The 22,067-nt window shown below is 64.5% G+C and carries 21 protein-coding genes and 1 pseudogene; 10 read left to right on the top strand and 12 right to left on the bottom strand.

Features of this window, described 5'->3' with window-relative positions:
• Nucleotides 1-363 precede the first annotated feature (363 nt).
• Nucleotides 364-1,128 carry a DeoR/GlpR family DNA-binding transcription regulator gene (locus tag PAN31108_RS20730; RefSeq protein ID WP_150670658.1) on the top strand — a complete coding sequence of 255 codons (765 nt, stop codon included), beginning with the start codon at nt 364-366 and terminating at the stop codon, nt 1,126-1,128.
• Nucleotides 1,129-1,287: 159 nt separating this feature from the next.
• Here the strand turns inward: PAN31108_RS20730 and PAN31108_RS20725 are convergent, their stop codons facing one another.
• Nucleotides 1,288-1,707 (bottom strand): rhodanese-like domain-containing protein, encoded by a 420-nt coding sequence (locus tag PAN31108_RS20725; RefSeq protein ID WP_150670657.1) that lies wholly within the window; start codon nt 1,705-1,707, stop codon nt 1,288-1,290.
• A gap of 126 nt (nt 1,708-1,833) precedes the next feature.
• Between PAN31108_RS20725 and ftrA the strand changes: the two genes are divergently transcribed.
• Nucleotides 1,834-2,808, top strand: a complete 975-nt coding sequence (gene ftrA / locus PAN31108_RS20720; RefSeq protein WP_150670656.1) for a transcriptional regulator FtrA — start codon at nt 1,834-1,836, stop codon at nt 2,806-2,808.
• 24 nt (nt 2,809-2,832) lie between these two features.
• Here the strand turns inward: ftrA and PAN31108_RS20715 are convergent, their stop codons facing one another.
• On the bottom strand, nt 2,833-3,261 hold the full coding sequence (locus PAN31108_RS20715; RefSeq protein WP_150670655.1) for a VOC family protein: 429 nt from the start codon (nt 3,259-3,261) through the stop codon (nt 2,833-2,835).
• A gap of 150 nt (nt 3,262-3,411) precedes the next feature.
• On the opposite strand from PAN31108_RS20715, the gene PAN31108_RS20710 reads away from it, so the two are divergent.
• Together PAN31108_RS20710 and PAN31108_RS20705 are read left to right on the top strand one after the other, a co-directional pair.
• Nucleotides 3,412-3,930, top strand: coding sequence for a cupin domain-containing protein (locus tag PAN31108_RS20710; RefSeq protein WP_150670654.1), 519 nt, complete (start codon nt 3,412-3,414; stop codon nt 3,928-3,930).
• A gap of 121 nt (nt 3,931-4,051) precedes the next feature.
• Complete coding sequence (locus tag PAN31108_RS20705; RefSeq protein ID WP_217426344.1) at nt 4,052-5,011, top strand: alpha/beta hydrolase; 960 nt, start codon at nt 4,052-4,054, stop codon at nt 5,009-5,011.
• Nucleotides 5,012-5,057: 46 nt separating this feature from the next.
• Here the strand turns inward: PAN31108_RS20705 and PAN31108_RS20700 are convergent, their stop codons facing one another.
• The 8 genes from PAN31108_RS20700 to PAN31108_RS20665 all read right to left on the bottom strand — a co-directional run bounded on the left by PAN31108_RS20700 (nt 5,058) and on the right by PAN31108_RS20665 (nt 15,028).
• Nucleotides 5,058-5,990 carry a LysR substrate-binding domain-containing protein gene (locus tag PAN31108_RS20700; RefSeq protein WP_150670653.1) on the bottom strand — a complete coding sequence of 311 codons (933 nt, stop codon included), beginning with the start codon at nt 5,988-5,990 and terminating at the stop codon, nt 5,058-5,060.
• Nucleotides 5,991-6,114: 124 nt separating this feature from the next.
• Nucleotides 6,115-7,167, bottom strand: a complete 1,053-nt coding sequence (gene ocd / locus PAN31108_RS20695) for an ornithine cyclodeaminase (RefSeq protein ID WP_150670652.1) — start codon at nt 7,165-7,167, stop codon at nt 6,115-6,117.
• Nucleotides 7,168-7,252: 85 nt separating this feature from the next.
• Complete coding sequence (locus PAN31108_RS20690) at nt 7,253-8,380, bottom strand: succinylglutamate desuccinylase/aspartoacylase family protein (protein ID WP_150670651.1); 1,128 nt, start codon at nt 8,378-8,380, stop codon at nt 7,253-7,255.
• A gap of 221 nt (nt 8,381-8,601) precedes the next feature.
• The gene (locus tag PAN31108_RS20685) at nt 8,602-10,425 is read right to left on the bottom strand and encodes a dipeptide ABC transporter ATP-binding protein (protein WP_150670650.1); all 1,824 of its coding nucleotides are present in this window, start codon (nt 10,423-10,425) and stop codon (nt 8,602-8,604) included.
• Nucleotides 10,422-11,243 carry an ABC transporter permease gene (locus tag PAN31108_RS20680; RefSeq protein WP_150670649.1) on the bottom strand — a complete coding sequence of 274 codons (822 nt, stop codon included), beginning with the start codon at nt 11,241-11,243 and terminating at the stop codon, nt 10,422-10,424. The genes PAN31108_RS20685 and PAN31108_RS20680 overlap by 4 nt, the downstream gene beginning before the upstream one ends.
• Nucleotides 11,244-11,248: 5 nt before the next feature.
• Complete coding sequence (locus tag PAN31108_RS20675; protein ID WP_150670648.1) at nt 11,249-12,190, bottom strand: ABC transporter permease; 942 nt, start codon at nt 12,188-12,190, stop codon at nt 11,249-11,251.
• Between the two features lie 5 nt (nt 12,191-12,195).
• Nucleotides 12,196-13,803, bottom strand: a complete 1,608-nt coding sequence (locus PAN31108_RS20670; RefSeq protein ID WP_281350126.1) for an ABC transporter substrate-binding protein — start codon at nt 13,801-13,803, stop codon at nt 12,196-12,198.
• A gap of 103 nt (nt 13,804-13,906) precedes the next feature.
• Nucleotides 13,907-15,028, bottom strand: coding sequence for a C45 family autoproteolytic acyltransferase/hydrolase (locus tag PAN31108_RS20665; RefSeq protein WP_150670647.1), 1,122 nt, complete (start codon nt 15,026-15,028; stop codon nt 13,907-13,909).
• Nucleotides 15,029-15,520: 492 nt separating this feature from the next.
• On the opposite strand from PAN31108_RS20665, the pseudogene PAN31108_RS20660 reads away from it, so the two are divergent.
• The 6 genes and pseudogenes from PAN31108_RS20660 (at nt 15,521) to PAN31108_RS20635 (ending at nt 20,469) form a co-directional block, all read left to right on the top strand.
• A pseudogene (locus tag PAN31108_RS20660) lies at nt 15,521-16,726 on the top strand (porin).
• A 35-nt stretch (nt 16,727-16,761) separates the two neighbouring features.
• Nucleotides 16,762-17,829 carry an SGNH/GDSL hydrolase family protein gene (locus tag PAN31108_RS20655; protein ID WP_150670646.1) on the top strand — a complete coding sequence of 356 codons (1,068 nt, stop codon included), beginning with the start codon at nt 16,762-16,764 and terminating at the stop codon, nt 17,827-17,829.
• A 117-nt stretch (nt 17,830-17,946) separates the two neighbouring features.
• Nucleotides 17,947-18,408 carry a MarR family winged helix-turn-helix transcriptional regulator gene (locus tag PAN31108_RS20650; protein WP_246184063.1) on the top strand — a complete coding sequence of 154 codons (462 nt, stop codon included), beginning with the start codon at nt 17,947-17,949 and terminating at the stop codon, nt 18,406-18,408.
• Between the two features lie 121 nt (nt 18,409-18,529).
• Nucleotides 18,530-18,970: a YybH family protein gene (locus PAN31108_RS20645; RefSeq protein ID WP_150670645.1), complete on the top strand. Its 441-nt coding sequence runs from the start codon at nt 18,530-18,532 to the stop codon at nt 18,968-18,970.
• A gap of 11 nt (nt 18,971-18,981) precedes the next feature.
• Complete coding sequence (locus PAN31108_RS20640; RefSeq protein ID WP_246184062.1) at nt 18,982-19,476, top strand: YybH family protein; 495 nt, start codon at nt 18,982-18,984, stop codon at nt 19,474-19,476.
• Between the two features lie 24 nt (nt 19,477-19,500).
• Complete coding sequence (locus PAN31108_RS20635) at nt 19,501-20,469, top strand: quinone oxidoreductase family protein (RefSeq protein WP_150670644.1); 969 nt, start codon at nt 19,501-19,503, stop codon at nt 20,467-20,469.
• Between the two features lie 5 nt (nt 20,470-20,474).
• Here PAN31108_RS20635 and PAN31108_RS20630 read toward each other — a convergent pair whose 3' ends face one another.
• Nucleotides 20,475-20,933 carry an MEKHLA domain-containing protein gene (locus tag PAN31108_RS20630; protein WP_150670643.1) on the bottom strand — a complete coding sequence of 153 codons (459 nt, stop codon included), beginning with the start codon at nt 20,931-20,933 and terminating at the stop codon, nt 20,475-20,477.
• A 111-nt stretch (nt 20,934-21,044) separates the two neighbouring features.
• Nucleotides 21,045-21,971, bottom strand: coding sequence for an N-acetyl-gamma-glutamyl-phosphate reductase (argC, locus tag PAN31108_RS20625; protein ID WP_150670642.1), 927 nt, complete (start codon nt 21,969-21,971; stop codon nt 21,045-21,047).
• Between the last annotated feature and the right edge of the window lie 96 nt (nt 21,972-22,067).

Here is a 22,067-nt window from a genome sequence, read left to right as displayed (position 1 = left end):
CTCCCGACTGATTTCTATATTGATCAATCAATCATTTTTTTGATCGATTTGAGCAGACGGAAGTCTAATCTCTGCCAGAAAAATGTGCAAACTTTGTGACTAGGGGTTTATCCTCGGATGAACCGATCAAAATAGCGTCACCCAGCGCCCCAAAAATGATCGAATCGATCATTTTCCAGGAGCATGCCCCTCTGGCCGTGGCCGATGGTCGCGACTGCCGGCGACGGTCGATTTCCGGACGCAGCACGCTACACTATGCGCGCTGCGCGGCGAGCCTGCCGAGGTCGACGCCGCGCGCCGCCGCATTCGCACGAGATGTTCGTGTGGCCCATTCGTACGGCTTCCTTTGCTGACCGAGCCTTCATGAAAGTAGCCAACCGCCGAGAGGCGATTTTCAAAGCCGTCCTGTCGGGCATGACCGATGTCGCCGCGCTGTGCGCGCATTTCGGCATGTCGGAGGCGACCGTGCGTCGCGATCTGCGTGCGCTGGCGGACGAGCGTCGCATCGTGCGCACCTACGGCGGCGCCGCTGCCCCTGTGCGCATGCACGAACCTGAGGAATCGCTGGAATTGCGTCGCGAGAGCTTCCGCGAGCAGAAGGACGCCATTGCGCGTGCCGCCGTCGCTCACGTGGCGGACGGCGACACGATCTTTCTCGATGGGGGCACGACGACCGAAGCGATGGCCCGCTTTCTGGCGGGACGCGAGAACGTTCGGGTCGTGACCAACAACCTGCTGGCCGTGGGTGTGCTGGCCGCCAACAAAGTGCCGGTGACGCTCATCGGTGGAGACGTTCGCCCGTCGAGCATGAGTGTGCTCGGCCCGCTGGCGCAACTCGCGCTCTCGCGAGTGTCCGTCGACAAAGCCTTTCTGGGCGCTGACGGCGTAGTTGCCGGTCGCGGGCTGTGCGAAGCCTCGGCGGAGCAGGCATGGCTCAAGGAATGCATCGTTCGCCAATCGGCGAGCGTTTATGTCCTGGTGACGGCGAACAAACTCGACCGCGCGAGCCAGCAGCACTGGACCCCGCTAGCGCGCGCGTGGACCCTCGTCACCGACGCGCCGGCCGATGCCGATGTCCTCACCGAATTCCACAAATATCCGGAAATCGTCGTCGAGTCGGTGCGCTGAGCATCGTCTCGCCTCGTGCACCGACCGGACGCAAAGACACTCGGGAACGCTTGGCCTCGTGACTAAGCTCCTGACTAAGCTCCTGAGTCAGCTCCTGAGTCAGCTCCTGAATAAGCTCCTGACTAAGAGAACCAAGACGAAACGCCCCCTTCGGATCGATCACACCAGTTCGCTCACAGTAAGGTCGAAACCTTCGTCGAGCCATCCGGTAACACCGCCGATCATCACCTTCACCGGCCGTCCCAACTGCGCCAGCCGAATAGCGCCTCGCGTTGCGCCATTGCAGTGTGGTCCTGCGCAGTAGGTAACGAAGAGCGTGTCACGCGCGTAATTGGCGAGCTTCGACGCGACAATCTTGCCGTGCATCAAGTTCACGGCGCCGGGAATGTGGCCGCGAGCAAACAGCGCCGGGCTGCGAACGTCGAGCAATACGAAGCCGGGTGATCCGCCGGCAAGTGCACTGGCAACATCGGCGCAATCGGTTTCGAATTGCAGCGACGCGCGAAAGTGGGCAAGAGCCGCGGCGCTCTCGGCGGCAGGGATGGCGGTAACGGCGTTGTTTTCGCTGAGGGTGGGCATAGGTCGGGTCGAAGGAAAGTGCGGCACGCGTGGTGCCCGGGTAGGGTGATTCGGAAAGCCTCATTTTGCCGTTATGCCGTTCGGCCGATAAGTGTCGTAAATGACAATGTCCGGTAACATTACGCCATGGAAAAACATCTTGTCGTTGCATTGGCTTATGACCGGCTATGCACTTTCGAATTTGGCTGCGTCACCGAACTGTTCGCGCTGGAGCGCCCCGAACTCGGCGTCGACTGGTACCGCTTCAGCGTTTGCGCTATCGAGCCCGGGCCGCTGCGCGCGGCCGGTGGCATTACCGTTGCCGCGCCCTACACGCTCAGGCGACTCGACAGTGCGAACACGATCATGGTGCCCGGTTGGCGCGATCCGGACGAGGTGCCGCCCGAGGCGCTGCTGAAGAAGATTCGCGCAGCCCATCGGCGCGGCGCACGTCTTTGCTCGATCTGTTCCGGCGTATTTGTATTGGCGGCGGCTGGCGTGCTCGACGGCAAGACGGTGACGACCCACTGGCGCTACGCCGAGAAACTGCAGCAGCGCTACCCGAAGGTGCATGTGCAGTCAGATGCGCTATATGTCGACGAGGGTCAGATCATGACTTCGGCGGGCTCGGCGGCGGGGCTCGACATGCTGCTCCATTTGGTGCGACGGGACTATGGAAGCGCAGTGGCCAATCGTGTCGCGCAGCGGCTTGTCGTGCCTCCACATCGCGAGGGTGGCCAGGCACAGTTTGTGCCGCGACCGATGCCGCACGACGAAAGCGGACGTCTGGCGAAGTTGATCGATTGGGTACGCCAACATCCGGCCTTACCGCACACGCTGCGCTCGCTTGCCGAACGCGTGGCGATGAGTCCGCGCACCTTGCAGCGGCATTTTCGGGACGCTACCGGCATGGCGCCGTATGAATGGCTGACGCACGAGCGTGTGGCGGTGGCGCGAGAGTTGCTCGAAGCGCAACCGTCCATGCCGGTGCTGCGCGTCGCCGAGTTGGCCGGCTTCGGGTCGGAAGCGTCAATGCGCAGACACTTCCGACGCATCGCCCACACGAGTCCGGCCGCCTATCGGGAGAAATTCGGTCATGCCCCACGGACGCGGAAGGTCTGAGGGGGAAAACCGCATCATGCGCTCTTACCCATGGCGCTTGGGGTTCCATGCCTTATGGACGAACTCGAGCCGGTTTCCGTCGAAGTCCGAGACATTCGCGGCGTAGTAGCCTGCCGCGAAGTAGGTGCGATCGGCAGGCGCGCCTTCGTCAATGCCCCCCGCCGTGATTGCGGCTGCGTAGGCTGCGTCGACCTGTTCGTTGGTGTCGCAAACGATGCCGAGGTAGAGTCCCGTCTCGCCTGCGAGGCGTTGGCGTAACCAAATGCTTGCGCCGACGGCCGTTCCGCTAATGTAGCTGTCATCGCCGATACCGTAGAGGTCGGGGACACTTTGAGGGCCGGCCGCAGCATCGTATTTTCCGAATGCGCGCCAGCCAAGCGGCGCCAATGCTTCCAGGTAGAAGCGCAACGACCGCTCGATGTCGGTGACGGAGATATAGACGTGGTCAATCATGTGGATACCTTCAGGTCGTGGTGTATGGATGGGTAAAGTTGCGAAACCTACGAGCGGGGCGTCGTTGTTCATGGGGTCATGATGCGATAGACGAATGTTCGTCTCAATGTTCGAATCGCTCAAATTTCCATTCAATGCTCTCAATTCCGCATGGACTTACTGCATGAATATCTCACCCGCGCCCGGGCGTCCGGGGCGCTGTTTGCACGTTCGGTCGCCCTTCCGCCCTGGGGGCTCAAGCTTCCGGCCGCCATTCAATTGGCTCTGCACACTGTGCTGCGCGGATCCATGTGGGTGTGGCATGAAAAGCCAGCGGAAGCGCTACGCCTTCTGCCCGGTGATGTGGCGTTAGTGGTCGGCGGACGCGATCATCACATCGCGCATCAGCCGGACCCCAATCTGTGCATGTCTCATGAGCAGTTCTGGGCAAGAGATGCCGTCGACGCAGGCAATCCCGACACCGACCTATTCTTGTGCGGTGCCTACCGGCTGGCCGGTGACGTGGGCCGTGGCCTCATTCAGGCCTTGCCGCCCCTGCTGGTCATTCGGCCGGACACACACGACTCGATTCACGACATCGTGTCGCTGATTTCGCGCGAGTTAAGCACGCCGCTATCCGCTCAGCAGACCGTGCTGGATCGGTTGCCACGTTTCCCACCAGACTTGTAATCTGCGGAGATATTTATCCTTCTCAACGCAACGTCAATTCGTTGCCACGTGCCATCGCAATTTGTCCCGCGCAGAATATTCGCCATTGCGCGATGCGCGCGTTTGCCCAAGCGAGACCCCGATGACGATGAATCGACGCGCCCTGCTGCGCTGGACCACCCTGGCGTCCATGGCGGCGATGGCCGGCTCGGCAGGTACATTACGCGCCGCACCGCGTGCGGCCGACGCGCGTGCAACGCAGATTGCGCTGTGGCCGGGCATGCCGCCCGGCGGTGGCGGCCCTGGCGGTCACGTGGAAACGAGCGCCAAGGGCGCCGTCAGCAATGTCGTCACGCCGTATCTGGACGTCTACCTCCCCGAGCGCCCCAACGGAGCCGCCATGCTCGTGGCCGCAGGCGGGGGGTACAAATATGAACAGATGGGCTCGGAGGCAATTCCCGCCGCACAGTGGCTTACCGAGCGCGGCATCACCGCGTTCGTGCTGGCGTATCGCCTGCCGAACGAAGAATGGGTCGACGGCGCGCTCGCCCCGTTGCAGGATGCCCAACGCGCCCTGCGCATCATTCGCTCACAAGCCCCCCGGCGGGGACTGGATGCCCAGCGCGTAGGCGTGCTCGGCTTCTCCACGGGCGGCCATCTGATGGGACTCACGGCGGCGCGTTCGGGTTTTGCGTCGTATCGCCCCATCGACGATATCGACACTCACTCGGCACGACCGGCCAATGCTGCGCTGATCTATCCCGTCATCACCCTGATGCCGCCTTACGATCACACATCCACACGGCGCATCCTCGTCGGCGATCATCCGACGAAGCAGGAAAGCGCAGAATGGTCGGTGCAAACACACGTCAAACACGGTTGCCCGCCGGTCTTTCTGACTCAGGCGAACGACGATCCCGTCTCGAATCCGGAGAACACCCGCATCATGACGCGCGCGTGCGAACAGGCCGGTGTGCCGGTCGAGTTCCATCCGCTCGCCAGCGGCGGGCATGGCTTCGGCATGGGCAAACCGGGCTCGCCGAGCGCGGAATGGCCGGGGTTTTACGAGACGTGGTTGCGCAGCCGTCAGATGATCGGCTAAACGAAAGGTCGTTGCGGGTGACAAGACGCGAGACGCCCCGCCCCGGTCAACCCGCCGTATTCCTCGCCGCCGGCCCGTGTACGAGGCGGGAGTACGAGACAAGCATCGACACCAGCTCCTGCGTGGCCAGTGTGAACGGCGCCGAGCGGCGCGCCACCAGACACACGTCGCGCGGATCGAAGGCCTCGCGAATCGGAATGCTCGTGAGCGCGCCCGAGAACAGCGTCAGCTCGGAGAGCACGCGCGGCTCGATCGTCAGATAGTCGGACTCGCACACGATGTGGAGCGTCTCGAGCAGCGACTCCGCCGTGAGCACGATCTTCGGCGCGCCGAGATTCTCGGTATTGAACAGGCTGATCAGCCGGTTTTCCGCACCACCGACAATCCCCGCCGGACGGATGCTCACCCATTCGCAATCGACCAGATCGCGAATCGATGTGACGTGCGCCTTCGGATGCCCTTTGCGGGCGATCACGCTGGGCACGGACCGGTACAGTCGTTCGATCGAAAGATCGACGTCGCTGACCTGCGGCGCGAGCGGCGCGAGGACGAAGTCGAGCCGTCCGTCGCGAATACGCTCGATGAGCATCTTCGTATAGCCGCTGGTGACGTGCACCCTCACGCGCGGGAAGCGCTCGACGAAACGCTTGACTACCGGCAGCAACAACTCGGCCAGCGGCTCGGACGTCACACCGAGCGTGATATTGCCTTCCTCTTCCCCACGCGACTGCATGACGTCCTGCGACGCGAGTTCGCAGTCGCGCAGGATGGCGTTGGCGCGCACCAGAAAACGCTCGCCGACGGGCGTGAGGCTGATGCCCTGATGCGAGCGGTTGAGCAATGTCACGCCCAACTCGCCCTCCAGCCCCTGAATCGCCTGCGTCAGCGTACTTTGCGCAATATCGAGCGTGCGCGCGGCCGCGCGAAAACTTCCCTGCTCGACCACAGCGCAGAACACGCGAAGCTGGACTAGTGTCATAGGACCTCTCATCGTCTTGACCGGTCGGTGCGACGTTCGCGCCAATTACGCAGACGGCAATGACGCGCGATACCGAGACGTTCGCACCGCAAACTCGTCATCGTACCTCAGGGCATCCCGAAGATCATGCAGCGCACGCTGCCACGGATGCCGGCGCCGCCGAAGGTGCGACGAGTTGATACAAGTCCTTGCAGTTATCCAGCTCGGGGATCAGGTCGATCACACGGCCCACGCCGGCGTCGCGCGCGAGGTCATACAGATAGCGCAGCGTCGAGAAGTCTTCGAGCGCGAAGCCCACGGAATCGAAGACCGTCACCTGCTCGGGGGTCTCGCGCCCCGCCACGTCGCCCGACAGGACCTGCCAGAAATGAATGACCGGCGAATCCGCCGGGAGATGCTGAATCTCGCCTTCGATACGCGTCTGCGGCTCGAACTCCACCATCACACGGGCGTTCTTCACGATATCCGTGTGCAACTCGGTCTTGCCCGGGCAGTCGCCGCCCACGGCATTCAGGTGCATGCCCGGCTCGATCATGTCCGGCGTGAGGATGGTGGCGTTCGCCTTGTCCGCCGTCACGGTCGTCACGATGTCCGCGCCGCGTACCGCCTCGCGGGCCGAACCGGCGCACAGCACGCGCAGGTAAGGCACGTTCTCGAGGTTGCGCACAAGCTTGATCATGGCATGCGGGTCGACGTCGAACAGACGGATCTCCTGAATGCCCAGCATGGCGTGAAACGCGAGCGCCTGGAATTCGCTCTGTGCGCCGTTGCCGATCAGCGCCATCACACGACTGTCGGGACGCGCCTGCACCGTGGCCGCAAGCGCCGACGTGGCCGCCGTGCGCAGCGCCGTCATCAGCGTGAACTCCGAGAGCAGCAGCGGCGCGCCCGTATGCATGTCGGCCAGCACGGAGAAGGCCATCACGGTCAGCAGGTTGCGACGCGTGTTGATGGGGTGCCCGTTGACGTACTTGAAGCCGTACAGGTCGTTGTCGGAGACGGGCATCAGTTCGATGACACCGTCCCTGGAGTGATTGGCCACACGCGCCGATTTGTCGAACTCGGGCCAGCGCAGATAGTCGTCGCGGATGTAATCGGCCAGCGTCTCGATGAACGGGGCGACACCGGTTTTTCGTAACAGCTTTTGAACGTCGTGAATGTCGATATAGCGAGTCATGAATTGTCTCGTTGTCAGAATACGGTTCGGCCTACATTGGCGGATGGCGTGTCGAAAGTGTCGGGGTCGATGAAGCGGATGCTCGTCAGGCGCCGAGCAGCATGCCCGTGCGTTGCGCACGGTGTCCCGTCACGCGGCCGAGCGGGTCGCCCGCGTTGACGAAGCGCACGTCGCGCCGCATGTACATCACGCCCTGCGTACGGCTCACGAGCGTGGTGACATCGCCCGTGATGGGATCCACGATGTCGAAGACAGGCTGACCGACTTCGATCAGCGCGCCGAGCGTGGCCCGATGCACGAGCACGCCCGCGCTCGGCGCGCGGAACTGTTCGCTGCCCGCAAGCGGTGTGGCCGGATACGGCAGGTCCGGCAGCGGCGAGACCTGCCCGTCCACGTCGCCGGTATAGGTGAGGTATTGCATGATGGCGCTGGCGTCGGCTTCGGCCTGCGCGTACGACACGTCGCGCTGGCCGCGATGCTCGATCGTCACCGACACCGGGCCGGAAGGCATCGGATACTTCGCGCCGAAATGCTGACGCACCCGATACCACGTGTAGCTCTGCGCTTCGTCGAACGAATGCGCGCCGGAATCGAGCGCCAGCAGGTTCGCCGTCGATCCCAGATAGCGCGCCAGCGGCTCGGCGGCAGGCCAGCACTCGTCGCCGGTGTAAAGGTGCATCGCCGCTTCGCGCGAGCAATGCAGATCGAGCACGATGTCGGCGTCGAACGCCTGGAGCATCAGCAGGGACTGAAGCGCGCCGAAGGCATCGGTCGCGGGGCGCGCCAGCAACGCGTCGCGCCATGCCGCACGTACGCGGTCCCGGTTGCGCGCCACGTCGTCGGACAGTTGCCCCGGCTGGCGCTCCAGCCGCTCGACGATAGCGTCGAACAGCATCGGAAAGCTGCGGTTGTAGTTGCGGCCGCTGGCGAGTTCGAAGCGCCCCTGCGGCGCGCCCATGAGCCACTGGTTGAGGCCGAGCGGGTTCGCCACGCTCAGCAACACGACTTGCGCACGCAGACGGCCCTGCGCTTCGAGCACGAGCAACTTCTCGCGAAGGCGGGTGGCGACGAGCATTGCCGGGATCTCGTCGGCGTGCAGGGCGGCCTGCACATAGACCTTGCGCCCGCAGTTCGGCTCACCGAAGTGCTGTGCCACGACGGATTGCGCGGTGCCGGTGCCAACGAACGGCAGGGGATGAATTACGCTTTGCATGAATGGAGTCGAATCAGGTCGTACGAGTAGTGCGAAGGCGCGATGGCCGATGCGCCAGTGTAGGCAGCCGAGCGATGCTCAGGAATGCGGCTGCACCGATCAGGATCAGGTTTGCCAATCACCCGGACGATCGAGAAACCGATCGCCCGGGGCCGGACTCGGATCGGGGCGTCGGACCACATCAAGCGGCATCGATAGGCATCGATAGGCATCAAGAGGCATCAGGCGGCCAGCACGGCCACGCGATGGGCCGCATCCACACTGCCCGCCACGGCGGCGAGTGCGGGCATGGCCTGGGGCGAGCGCTCGGGGTCGAAGTACGGCAGCGAAGCGTCGTGCGGGCCCAGCGAGCGCGTGCGCACTGCGAAGCCCGTCTCGCGACTACCGCGCAACTCCGGCACCGCCTGTAACAGACGTCGTGTGTACGGATGCGCCGGCATATCGAAGATCGCGTCCCGCGTGCCCGACTCCACGACATGCCCGCGGAACATCACGATGACGTGATCGGACAGTTGCTCGACCACGCCCAGATCGTGCGAAATCAGTAGACACGCGAAGCGATAGCGCGCCTGCAGCGCCACGAGCATTTCCAGCACCTGCTTCTGGACGGTGACGTCGAGCGCCGACACCGGCTCGTCTGCCACGATGATCGCGGGATGGCTGGCGAGCGCCCGCGCAATCGCCACGCGCTGACGCTGCCCGCCCGAGAGTTGATGGACGAATCGCGGGCCGAAGCCGCTCAGTCCCACGTCGTCCAATACCTGCGCTACACGCTCGCGACGCTCGGCCGCGCCGAGCGACGTATCGAGCCGCAAGGCTTCGTGCACCAGCGCCTCGACGCGCATGCGCGGGTCGAGCGACGAGTACGGGTCCTGAAACACCATCTGGATCGAACGACGCGCTTCGCGCAACTCGCTGCGCGTGCCGTGCCCCGGGAACGGTTTGCCCAGCACCCTGACTTCGCCGCCCGCAAGCGGCAGCAGACCCATGATCGCCTTGGCCATGGTGGTCTTGCCGCTGCCCGACTCGCCGACGATGGCGAGCGTCTGCCCCGCACGCAGCGAGAACGAGCACGGAAACACCGTCGGCACACGCGTCTTGCCCCACAGGCGCGTAGGCACCATGTAGTCGATGGCGACATGGTCGACTTCCAGCACGCGCTCCCCCGCAGGGACTGCGGCGACATGCGCGACGTCATGCGTATCCCGGGCATCGCGGCGCGGCAGCGATTCGAGCAGGCGCTGCGTGTAATCGTTGGACGGATGCGCCAGCACGCGCGCCACGGGGCCGGTTTCGACGAGATCGCCGCGTCGCACGACCATGACCCGATCGGTATAGGCGGCAACCAGCGCAAGATCGTGGCTCACGAAGATCAGCGCCGTGCCTGCTTCCCGCGTCAGGCCGATCATCACGTCGAGCACTTCCTTCTGCACGACGCAATCGAGCGCAGTCGTCGGTTCGTCCGCGATCAGCAACCGCGGCTTGAGCAGCATCACTGCCGCGAGCAGAATCCGCTGACGCATGCCACCCGAGAACTCGTGCGGAAAGCGGCTCATGCAGCCCCGCGGGTCGCGCACGCGCACCCGTTCGAGCATCGCAATGGCCTTCTCGCGCGCCTGCGCCTCGGGCACGCCACGGCGACGCACCAGCGCTTCGACCATCTGCTCGCCGATACGAATCGCAGGGTTGAGCGACACCATCGGCTCCTGAAACACCATGCCGATCTCGGTACCGCGCAATTCGCGCCATGCCTGGGGCGTCAGGTCGAGCAACGACCGGGCGTCGAATTGCATCGAGGTCGCCTGCACCGTTGCCGAATCCGGCAGCAGCCCCAACAGCGCCTTGCCGATCAGCGTCTTGCCGCTGCCCGACTCGCCGACGATGGCCAGCGACTCGCCGGGCCGCAGCGTCAGATCGATGTCGCGCACGACGTCGCGCTGCGCGCCCTGCCCGTCCGGGAAAGCGATGCGCAGTCCCTCGATCGAGAGCAGCGAGGGCGCGCCGGCGGCCTGCACGGCCTGATGGTTATCGGTCGTGGGCGTCATTTCGCCTCCTTCATGCGAGGGTCCAGCAGATCGCGCACGGCGTCTCCCAGCAGGTTGATGCCGAACAGCGCGAGCGAGATCGCCGTGCCGGGGAACAGTACGAGCCAGAACGCCTGCTCGATGGACGAGCGGCCGTCGGCCAGCATGCCGCCCCACGTCGGCTCAGGCGCCGGAACGCCCAGGCCCAGAAAGCTCAGCGCACTCTCGGCAAGCAAGGCCGAGCCGAACAGCGACGTCGAAAAAATCAGCAGCGGCTGCACGCAATGCGGCAGCACGTGACGGATGAAGGTCCAGACTTCGGCGTTGCCCATCGTGCGCGAGGCGACCACATAGTCGCGCGTGCGCAGCGAGAGCACGGCCCCACGGGCGATGCGGCTCACGGACGGCGTGTACGCCAGCCCCAGCGCGAGCACCACACCCCACTTCGAGGGCCCGAGCACCGTCATGATGCCCAGCGCCAGCAGCAGGCCGGGGAACGCCATGAGCGCGTCCACGAGCATGCCGGCAATGCGGTCGAGCCAGCCGCCGACATAGCCGCAAATGGCGCCGATCAGCGTGCCGCAGGCCAGCGCGAGCAATACCGACGCGAGACTGACCGTGATGCTCACGCCGGCGCCGGCCATCAGACGCGAGAGTACGTCGCGACCGAAGGCGTCGGTGCCGAACCAGTGCTTCAGGCTCGGCGCGGCATAGCGCGCATAGAGGTCCACGTCGATCGGGTTATAGGGCGTGTAGACGAGATCGACCGCGGCGATCAGCACCAGCAGCCCGACCAGAAAGCCGCCGATCCAGAGGTTGGCGCGATGTAAAGATTTCATGGCGTTCAGTGTTTGAGTCGGGGGTCGAACAGCGGGTAGAGCAAATCCACGATCAGGTTGATGACGACGTAGATCAGCGCGATCACCAGCAAACACCCCTGCACCACGGGGTAATCGCGCGCATAGATGCTCTCGACCAGCAAACGCCCCATGCCCGGCAGCGTGAAGACGGTCTCGATCACAGCCCCGCCCGCGAGCAGGTGCCCCACGACCAGACCGATCACCGTGAGCGCCGGGCCGAACGCGTTCGGTAGCGTGTGACGCGCGAGCACGCGCCCTTCGCCGAGTCCCTTCGCCCGCGCATGGGCGATGTATTCGAGGCGCAGCACTTCGATGCTGCTCGCGCGGATCATGCGCGTGACGACCGCGATTTCTCCGAGGCTCACGGCGATCACCGGCAACACGAGATACTTGAGCGACCCCCAACCGGCCTGCGCGAACGTCTGATACCCGAAGGTCGGCAACCAGTGCAGCTTCACGCCGAAGACCCAGATCAGCAGAATGCCGGACCAGAAACTCGGAATCGAGACGAGCAGGATCGTCGTCATGACGACGGCCAGATCACTGCGATGGTTCTGACGCCACGCGGCAAACAGCCCTGCCGGAATCGCCACGAGACAGGCGATTACCGTCGCGCTCAGCACGATCTGCGCCGTCACCGGAAACGCTTCGGCGATAAGTGTCGAGACCGGTCGATGACGCGCGATGGACATGCCCAGATCGCCACGCAGCAAACGCTCGACCCAATGCAGGAACTGCACGGGCAACGACTCGTCGAGGCCGAACTCGTGGCGCAGGTGGGCGAGCAAGGCGGGATCGTGGATGTCGCCCAGCATCAGCGTGGCCGGATCGCCGGGAATCGCGCGGATCATCGCGAAGACGAGCACCGCCACGATGACCACCGTGGGGAAGGCCATCGCGATACGTTTGAACAGATACGTCGGCATGGCCCTCAGTCCTTCGTAACGTTATAGAAGCGCTTCAGACGCAACGGCCAGGTCGTCACGCCATGCAGGCGCGAGCTGACCAGAATCAGGTCCGGCGAGTCGTAGAGCACCAGCATCGGCGCATCGGCCAGCATGCGCCGGTGCAGTTCGGCAAGCACGTTGGCGCGCACCGCTTCATTGGTTTCGCCCGAGATGCTACGCAGCAGCGCGAGCGCATCCGGGTCCTCCCACTGAACCAGGGGGTTGCGCGATTTGTCGCCCAGCACGTCGGCGAAGATCAGCGCGGGATCGGTGCGCGCGGTGTAGCCGAATGCCATCAACTGAAACCGGCCCGCGCGATAGTCCGCGAGTTGCTTGCCCCACTCGACCACCTGCAACTTGACGTTGATCCCGGCGCGCGAGAGCAACGATTGCAGGTACACGGCCATCGTGAACATATGCGAGTAGCGGCGGTTCGTCTCCAGCGTGATCGTCTGCCCGCGATACCCCGCCTCCTTGAGCAGACGCCGGACCTCGGGCAACGACTGCGCGTAACCGGCCTTGGTGACGTCGGTGGCGAGCGCGCTGGCGTTGGGCACCAGCGACGGGTTGTAGCCCGTGCGGCCTTCCGTCACGGCGTTCGCGATGCCCGGCAGGTCGGCGGCCAGCGCGATGGCGCGTCGAATGCGCACATCGGAGAGCAGCGGATCGCGGTTCTGGATGAGCAATGTTGCCGGATCGGCCCCGGGTCCGGCCACGATGTGCCAGCGCGGATCCTTCGGCGGCACGATCTGCTCCGACATGTTCATCGCGTCGATCTGCCCGGCCATGAGCGCCGAGAGTTGCGAGGTCTCGTCGGGAATGACAACGAAACGCACGTCGGCGTGCGCGATCTTGCTGCCGGCCAGACCACTGGCTTGCTCTTTGCGCGGCTGGTAGTCGTCGAACGGTTTGAGCAGCACGTATTGCCCCGGCTGCCAGTCGCCGAACCGATACGGCCCCGTGCCGATGGGCTGCCCCCACTTGCCCTGCGCATCGACGCTATCGGGGCTGAGCACCGCCATCGGGCAGCGCGGATCGGTCATGTGATTGAGGAACAGCGCCGAGGGCTTGTCGAGCGAAAACACTACCGTGTGGCGGTCAGGCGCGTGCACACCCACCACCTTCGCGCCGGTATGGCCGTCGTAGGCGCGGCGGCAGTAGAACCCGGTCTTCGGGTTCATGAAGTACTCGTAGCTCCATTTCACGTCCGCAGCCGTGACCGTCTTGCCGTTGTGGAAGTGCACGCCGTGACGCAGATGGAACGTGTAGGTCTTGCCGTCCGGCGAGATGTCCCACGTGTCGGCGAGCATCGGGCCGATGCTCATGTCCGCGCGCAGCGCGACGAGCGACTCGACCACATGCGCGAGGATCGTGTCGGTCGCGGTGTTACGCAAAATGCTGCCCGGCATCGACGTGGGCGTGTCGGTGCTGAGCGCAAAGCGAATCTCGTGATGTGGCGCCGCGGCGGACGGCGCAGCGGTCTGCGCGACGGCCGTGCCCGCGAGCGCGAGGACCGCAGCGGCGAGGGCCGTGGCAGCCAGCGTCGCGCCGCGCACACGCGTGCGCAGCCGATGGCGCGACATTGTCGTCATTGTTTTTGGGAACATCGGAAATCGTTGGGATAGAAAGAACCGGCGCCGGGGCGTTGTCTCCTGATGACGTCACCCGGCGTGCCTGAACGACCGGCCTGCGATCTCAGCGCAGGCGGTATTCCACGAATTCGCGAGATTCGTACGGCTTGCGCGCGATCCACAGCACGCCCTCGGCGGCGTCCATGAGCGTGGTCGAGACCGTCGCCGCAATGCTGTCGAAGCTGATCTTGCGCGGCACGCGCAGCACGCCCACCGGTGCACCGAAGTCGTCGGCCAGCGCCGCCTTGACGACGTGCCAGTCGATCTTGCCGTGCGCGCGGCGCGCGTCCTGCAGCGCCTGCGTGACCCGGCGCTGACGGTAGATCGAATCCGGGCTTTTGGCCAGACCGAGATCGCGCAGCTTGGTGCGCGCCACCGGACACATCCAGTGGTTGGCGTGCACCAGCACGTCGTCTTCCGGAGTGAGCCAGAAAATTTCGTCCGGCGCGCATTCGAGGTCGACGGCCTCGCCCCTGGCGTCGGCCAGCATCAGATTGTTCGACGCATAGCGACGCGTGCTCCACAGCGCCTTCATCGCGTCGGCCATGCTGGTCGAATCGAGCATGCGGCGGCGAATCAGCGCGAGCGGCGTGTCCGCCTGACCGGCGTTGACGTAATCGCGCTCGGACGTGAGGAAGTTGCCGGAGAGCGACAGGCCTGCGCTGTTGATGCCGTGACGGCCAAGCGTGCCGGCCTCCGTGAACACCAGCAGATCCGGCCCGTCGTCGCGACGCATGCGCAGCACGATGCCCGTGTCCGCACACTCCGCACGCCAGTCCCAATTGTGGGCGTGCATCAGGCGACCGGTCGCGCTCGCCGGCGGCATGACGATGAGACCGGTGCAACCGTCGTCGAGCGCCTTGCGGGCTTCGCCGATCTCTTCATGGCCGTACATCATTTCCGTGCGGCAGTTGATCAACACGATGTCCTCGATCGCCAGGTCCGCGCCTTCGGCGATGCCGCGCATTTCCTCGAGATAGGTCGCGTCGAACGCTTCGATGATCGGCATCATGCGGGCCGACAAGGCGCGCTGACGCTCATGCGACACGCCGCGCTTGTCCAGTTGCGATCGATACAGGGCCAGACTGCGCGCCACACGCTCGGGCACCTGACGTCCGTGCGCCAGCCCGCGCTCGAAGGGGCCGCCGCTCACATCGACCAGCGGAAAGGCTTCATTGGCATTCATCGTGTTTTGTCTCGTCAAGTCTTGGATTTGCCTGGTTTTCATGGGTTTTCCGCACACAAGAGGCATGCCGGAACCCTGACACCCGATCATCGTAAGAGGCCAAATCTCGCCCGGGAAGCACCGACTCGGCGATCGGTATCGCTTTTGCCGATCACGACGCCGCGCCCCCGTCGAAAAACCGTTCATCTACCGATTCGCGTGCGCTGCAAAGTCCCGCATGGATTGTCGGCCGCCAATCCCGCCAAACCGGCTTGAATCAGGGTTTTCCCGGGGATCGAAACCCTATCGGAAAAATCGATCGTGAACCGCTGAACTTGGCTTCCGCGACATTTCTTTTTCTTGAAAACTCTGCCCTCGCAAACGCCCTGTGCCCGACGGCGCGCAGTCGACTTGCCAATCACGCTTACAACAACGCCCGCGAAGGAAAGCCTTCGTGACAGCCGACTCGCCGCGCTGTGCCTTTGCGGGTTCAGGTCCCCTGGAGATATCACGATGAAGTATGGAATGCCGGCGATTGCGCTCACCAGTTGTCTGGTTTGCGGGAGCGCTTTCGCACAGAGCAGCAACGTCCGTTTGTACGGTCTGATCGACAACGGATTCGTCTACAACAACAACGCCAAGGGCGCGTCGCAATACCAGCTGGCCTCGGGCAACCTGCAAGGCAGCCGCTGGGGCATGACCGGCAAGGAGGATCTCGGCGGCGGGCTGTCGGCCGTGTTCCGTCTCGAAGGCGGTTACAACATCGACACCGGCGCGCTCGCACAAGGTGGGTCGCTGTTCGGCCGACGCGCGACGCTCGGGCTGGCAAACCGTTACGGCACCGTCTCGCTGGGCCGTCAGTACGATGCGCTTACCGACTACATGGCAAGCTATTCGGCCACCGGCTCGGCGCACGGCGACGTGGTCAAGTCGTGGGCCGGCGTGTACGGCGCACACCCGGGCGACCTGGATAACCTCGGCGGCTCGAACCGGACCAACAACGCCGTGAAGTTCTCGAGCGCCGACTTCAACGGTCTGTCGTTCGAATCCGCTTACAGCTTCGGCAACAAGGCGGGCGACTTCAGCAACAGCCAGAGCTTCAGCTTCGCCGGAGCCTACCGCAACGGCCCGCTCGACGCCGGCGTCGCGTACCAGAACGTACGTAACCCGAACTACGCCAACTGAGGGGTGAACCCAAGCGCGAACACCGCGACGTCGACCAGTTCGCTCAACATGAACAGCCCGGTCTACAGCGGGTTTGCGTCCGCCAAAACGATGCAGGTCGTGGCGGCCGGCGCGGCCTATCGGATCGGCGCGGTGCGTGTCGGCGGCATCTACACGAACGTGGAGTTTCAGCATCTGGGCGGCACGCCGGGCAACGGCCTGAATCCCCTCAAGCTCGCCGGCACCGCCGTGTTCAACACGTATGAACTGAACGTGACGTGGCGTCCCGTGCCGGTGGTGCAACTCGGCCTGTCGTACGCGCTCACGCACGGCAGTTCGGTGGGCAGCGTGTCCGGCGCGAACTACGGTCAGTGGAACCTCGGCGCGGATTACGCGCTGTCCAAACGCACCGACGTCTACGCAGTGATGGTGTATCAGCGCGCGTCGGGGGTGGATTCGACGGGCAAGGCCGCCGTCGCCGCCGTGGCGAACCTGTCGGCGTCGTCCACCAGTTCGCAGGTCGGTGCGACAGTCGGCATTCGTCACGTGTTCTGATATCGTCTACCGCTATCGCAACTCTGCCTTGCGCTATGCAACGTATTTCCAGGACTTCGCGAACCCTCGCATTGCTCGGCGATAGCTGGGTGCGCGGCTCCGGTCTGCCGTTCGCGGCGACCGGCTGCGCCCCGACCTACTTCGTCCCCCAACTCGCTCGCACATTACGTGAGCGCTTCGGCGATGCCGGCGGCGGCTGGTGCGGTTTGTCTTACACCACGGCCACCGACCGGCGCGGCGGCTCCGCCGAGCCCGACCGGTGGCATCAGTCGGGGGTCGGGAGTTGGCGCACCAACGTACGCGATCAGCCCACGCCGGACATCTGCACCAGCACGAGCGACACCCCCGGCGATCTGATTCGGGTGACGTGGCTGGGCGATGCGACATCTGCGGTCGTGCTGCACGCGTTTGCCGGCGGCGCAATCAACTACCGCTGGAATGGCGGACGCTGGCACGGTCTGACGCTCGGCGGCGGGTCAGGGCAATCGCGCTATGCCTTGCAGGAATTTCCCGAGACGGGCACGTGGGAACTGGATATCGCCGTCGCGCAAGGCAGGGTGACGCTCGCCGGCATCGAACACCGCGCCGACGTTGCGGGCATGCCGGGCGTTCGCCTCCACAACCTCGGTGCGGGCGGCAGCACGACCGCCGACTGGCTGGGCGCGATGCGCTCGGGCGGCTGGTTTGCCGGCATTCACTCGCTCGGCATCGATGCCGCGGTGCTGCTGCTCGGCACCAACGACCAACGGGATATCGAGCCCGCCGCTTACCGCACGAATCTCGCGGAGATCGTCGAGCGTCTGCGCAACCAGTTGCCTTCGCTCAAGCTCACCCTCGCGTGCTCGCCCGAGAATTGCGGCGACGAGCCGCAACGACGCACACGTCCGATGGCAGCCTATCAGGACGCGGCGGCATCGATTGCCGCGCGTTACGGCCTGCCGGTGGTGGACCTGCAATCGGCGTTCGGCGATGTGGCCCGGTACCGCCACGATGGCCCGGCCCCTTTGCTCGACGCTTCGCGCCTCCATCCGAACGTCGCGGGCAGCGCCGTGTTGGCCGAACGGATGACGGCCGCCTGTCTGGCAATGCTCGCGCCACACTGAATCCTCCGTCGGCGCAAAACGGCTCCCGCGCGCCACGATGATTTTGTGTCGTTTGACTTATACGGGCATATGCCCACATAATCCGGACATCGTCTCACCTGAGCATCGAGCATCGGTATGAACGCTTCGCCCCCGGCCCCCCTCGTCTGCAACAACACCGCCCTGCGCAAGGCGGCACGGCATGTGACGCGCTTTTACGATGCCTGTCTCGCCGAAACCGGGTTGCGCGGCACGCAATACGCCATCCTGAAGCTGCTGGTGGCCCGTGGGCCGTCGACCATCGCGGATCTGGCCGACGCGCTTGTCATGGACCGCGCGACGATGGGCCACAATCTGCGCCCCCTCGAACGCGACGGACTCATCGCGATCCGCGTGGGCCAACGCGATCGGCGCGAGCGCGAAGTCACGCTGACGAACGAAGGCGTAGCGCTCGAAGCCGAAGGCAAACTCGCCTGGAGTCGTGCGCAGCAGCAGTTCGAAGCCCGCTTCGGCAAGGAAGACGCACTTGCCATGCGCCGCATCATGGCGCGTATCGCCGCGTTGGATCTCCAGGACACCGGCGCCGCCGAGCGTCGATAACCGACTCACCGGTCACGCGGGCCGCCCAGTCCGCGTTTTATTTTCCATATACGGGCATATAAGGATATTTATGCGGCATTCCCTTCTTAGTCGCACGCGGTTCCCGATCCTGGCGTTTGCCATGATGCATGCCGGCGCATCGTTCGCCGCCACCTGGTCGTCCGACGATGAGCAACGCGTGCGTTCGCTGTTTCTCACGCAGGTCGCGGCGGAGAACGCACACGACATTGCAGCGCTCGACACCGTGCTGGCCGACGGCGATGCGCAACGCCCTTCCCCCGTGTCGTTCGTGGCGCGGGCCTATCGCTTCTGGGGCAAAGACGCCGTGATGCAGCACTTTCGCGAAGCCTTCGCGGGCACGTGGCATCTGGCGCCGGACGAGCGCCAGATTCGGGTGATCCCGCTCAGTGACGACACGGCGCAAATCTATGCACCGACACAAGTGACGCTCGGCGCGCCGGGCAAGCCCGCCGTCACCGCGCCGTTCCTCATCAACCAATTTGCCGTGCGCACGCCTCAGGGCTGGAAGTTCACGGCGATTCTGCCCGTTCCGGCGCAATAAGGAGTGCCGCGATGTTCAGGCAAGCCGTCACGACATTGGCCATTGCGCTCGCATGCGCAATGGCCGTTCTCCCCCTGCCGGGCCGCGCCGCGACGAATTTCAGCGACAGCGACCGTGAACAGATCGCCGCCCTTTTCGCGAAACAGGCCAGCGCGGCCACGGCCCACGACCTCGCCGCGTTCGCGTCGGTGCTCGCAGACGCGTCGGCCGACGGGACCGACCCCGTCGTCTTCGTCGCACGCGCCTACCGCTACTGGGGCAAAGCGGCGCTGGTCGAGCATTTCCGCGAGACGTTCAAGGGCGTATGGAAATTCGCGCCCGACATGGCGCAGTTGCGCATCGTGGCGCTCACCCCCGATGTCGCCCAGTTGTATGCCCCTACGCAAATCACGCTGGGCCATACCGATGCCGACGCCCGCACCGCGCCCTACCTCGTCTACGAAGTCGCCGTGCGCACGCCCGATGGCTGGCGTATCGGTGCGATCGTGCCGATTGCGGCGCAGTGATTCCGTTCCAGGAGAGACACCGAAATGAAAGCAGCTGTGTATTACGTGAACGGAGGACCTGAGGTCTTCCGCTTCGAATCCGTCGATGATCCGGTATGCGGTCCTCACGACGTCGTCATCGACATTCAGGCCATCTCGCTCGAAGGCGGCGACCTCATCAACCGTGAGATTCGTCCGCTGGCACGTGTGCCGCATATCGTCGGCTATCAATGTGCGGGCGTCGTCAGAGAGGTCGGCGCACAGGTGAGTGACCGGCAGGTCGGGCAGCGCGTCGTCGCCGTGCTGGCGTGGGGCTCGCACGCCGAGCGCGTAGCCGCGCCCGCAGCGGACACATGGATCGTGCCCGATTCGCTGGATCTGATGCAGGCGGCGGCGGCGCCCGTTGCCTGGGGCACCGCACACGAATGCCTGTTCCACACCGGCCAAATTCAGGCCGGTCAGACAGTGTTGGTACATGCGGGCGCGGGTGCGCTGGGCCTCGCGGCGATCCAGTTGGCGAGCGCCGCCGGGGCAACCGTCTACGCGACGGCCTCCAGCGAAAAACGACTCTCGCGCCTGACGTCCTTCGGCATGACCGCCGGCATCAATTACGCCAGCGACGACTTCGTTGCGCGCGTCAAAACGCTCACCGGGGGGCGGGGCGTCGACCTCATCGTCGATAGCATTGCAGGCAGCACGCTCGTGCGCGGCGTGGATGCACTGGCTTACGGCGGTCGCATCGTGACGGTGGGCGTCTCGGGGCGCGACACGACCCGGCTGGATCCGGTCAGCCTCTGGTGCGGCAATCAGAGCGTGCATGGCGTGTACTTCCCCACGCGGCTCGATCGTGAGCACGACCGCGTGCACGCGGTCGTCGACTCGCTGCTGCACCGCGTAGCTTCGGGCGAACTCAAGGTTGTGCTCGACCGGGCTTTCCCGCTCGATCAGGCGCAGATCGCGCACGCCTACGTGCAGTCGCGTCAGGCATTCGGGCGCGTCATGATCACGCCCTGAACCGATCAGAGATCGCTGGTACGGGGAATGACGACGGCCTGCCCGTGAAGCTTGCCGTCGTCATCGATCAATTGCCAGAGCGTGGCTTCTTCGATCATGAATCGCTCACCGGTCTTGGTGATGCGTACGCCCTTGTAACCCGACTCGTAGCCCAGACGCTGCACACGTTCGAGAAACTGCTGGCGTTCTTCGCGATTGGGGGCTTCGGCGGACAGGCGCGACGGCAACGCCGTGATCTCGTCCCAGTCGTAACCGAAACGGCGCTGCGCGGCCTTATTACCGTACATGAATACCGGATCGGTCGCCGTGTTGTGCGCGAGCACCGCGAACGGGGCGCTTTCATAAAGCCATTCGGCGGCCTGACCGGCAGGGACATCGTCAGGGACAAGCGGGCGGCCAAGCAGTCGGGCATGGCTACGCGCCAGGAGTTGAAAAAACGCTGGATCGGAGTGACGCGGAATCATCGAGGACTTCAACAACAAATGGCGGGAGTCACCACGATACCGCATTCGCATGAACACGAACACTAAACGGCATCGGCCAGACACACGATGGCGCCCGGCCGCGCCGAAGGCTTACTGCGCGAGCATCAATTCCAGATTCTGAACCGCCGCGCCGGACGCCCCCTTACCGAGGTTGTCGAGCACGGCCGCCAGCAAAATCTGGCCGTTTTCCTTGTGCGAGAACACGCTCAACTGCATCAGGTTGGTGCCGTTCAGCGTTTCCGGATCGAGTTGTTTCACAACGCCAGGCGCTTGCATCGGCATCACCTGCACATATTTTTCATCGGCGTAGTGAGCCGACAGGCAACGATGCAGCGTCTCGCCGTCCACGCCCGATGCCAGCAACCGCGTCTCGAGCGGAATCGTCAGCACGATCCCCTGGCGGTACGAACCGTACGAGGGCACGAACATCGGCCGGAACACCAGACCCGCGTGCTTCTCGATTTCCGGGGTGTGCTTGTGCGCGAGTTCCAGTCCGTACACGCGATGCGATGACCGGCCCGATGCATGCGGCCCTTCGTGCGCCTCGACACCGGCGCGCCCGCCACCGGAATACCCCGACACGGCGTTGACGCCGACCGGATAGTCGCGCGGCACCAGCCCCGCATCGAGCAACGGCCGCAGCAGCCCGATCGCGGCCGTCGGATAACAACCGGGGTTGGAGACGCGACTCGCGCTCGCCACGCGCGCCGCCTGCCCTTTCATCATTTCGGGAAAGCCGTAGACCCATGCCGCGTGCATGCGATGCGCGGAACTCGCATCGATGACCCGCACGCGCGGATTGACGATGGATTCGGCGGCCTCGTGCGCGGCGGCATCCGGCAGGCACAGAATCGCGATATCGCAATCGTTGATGGCCTCTGCGCGACGCTGCGGGTCCTTGCGATGCGCGTCCGGCAGCGTGATCAGCGCAATGTCGGTGCGACCGCGCAGCCTTTCGTGAATCTGCAAGCCGGTGGTGCCCTGATCGCCATCGATGAAAATCAGCGGAGAAGCCATTTGCGATTACCCCCATCCCTCGTTCGTGAACCGTGTCGAGCCACCATGTTCGCGCCTCGCGTAAAATAAAAAAAGTTGAATTTCATGAATCTGAAA

It is taken from the genome of Pandoraea anhela, from assembly GCF_902459655.1.
Taxonomy (GTDB): Bacteria; Pseudomonadota; Gammaproteobacteria; order Burkholderiales; family Burkholderiaceae; genus Pandoraea; species Pandoraea anhela.
This window is presented reverse-complemented; position numbering and strand designations above follow the sequence as displayed.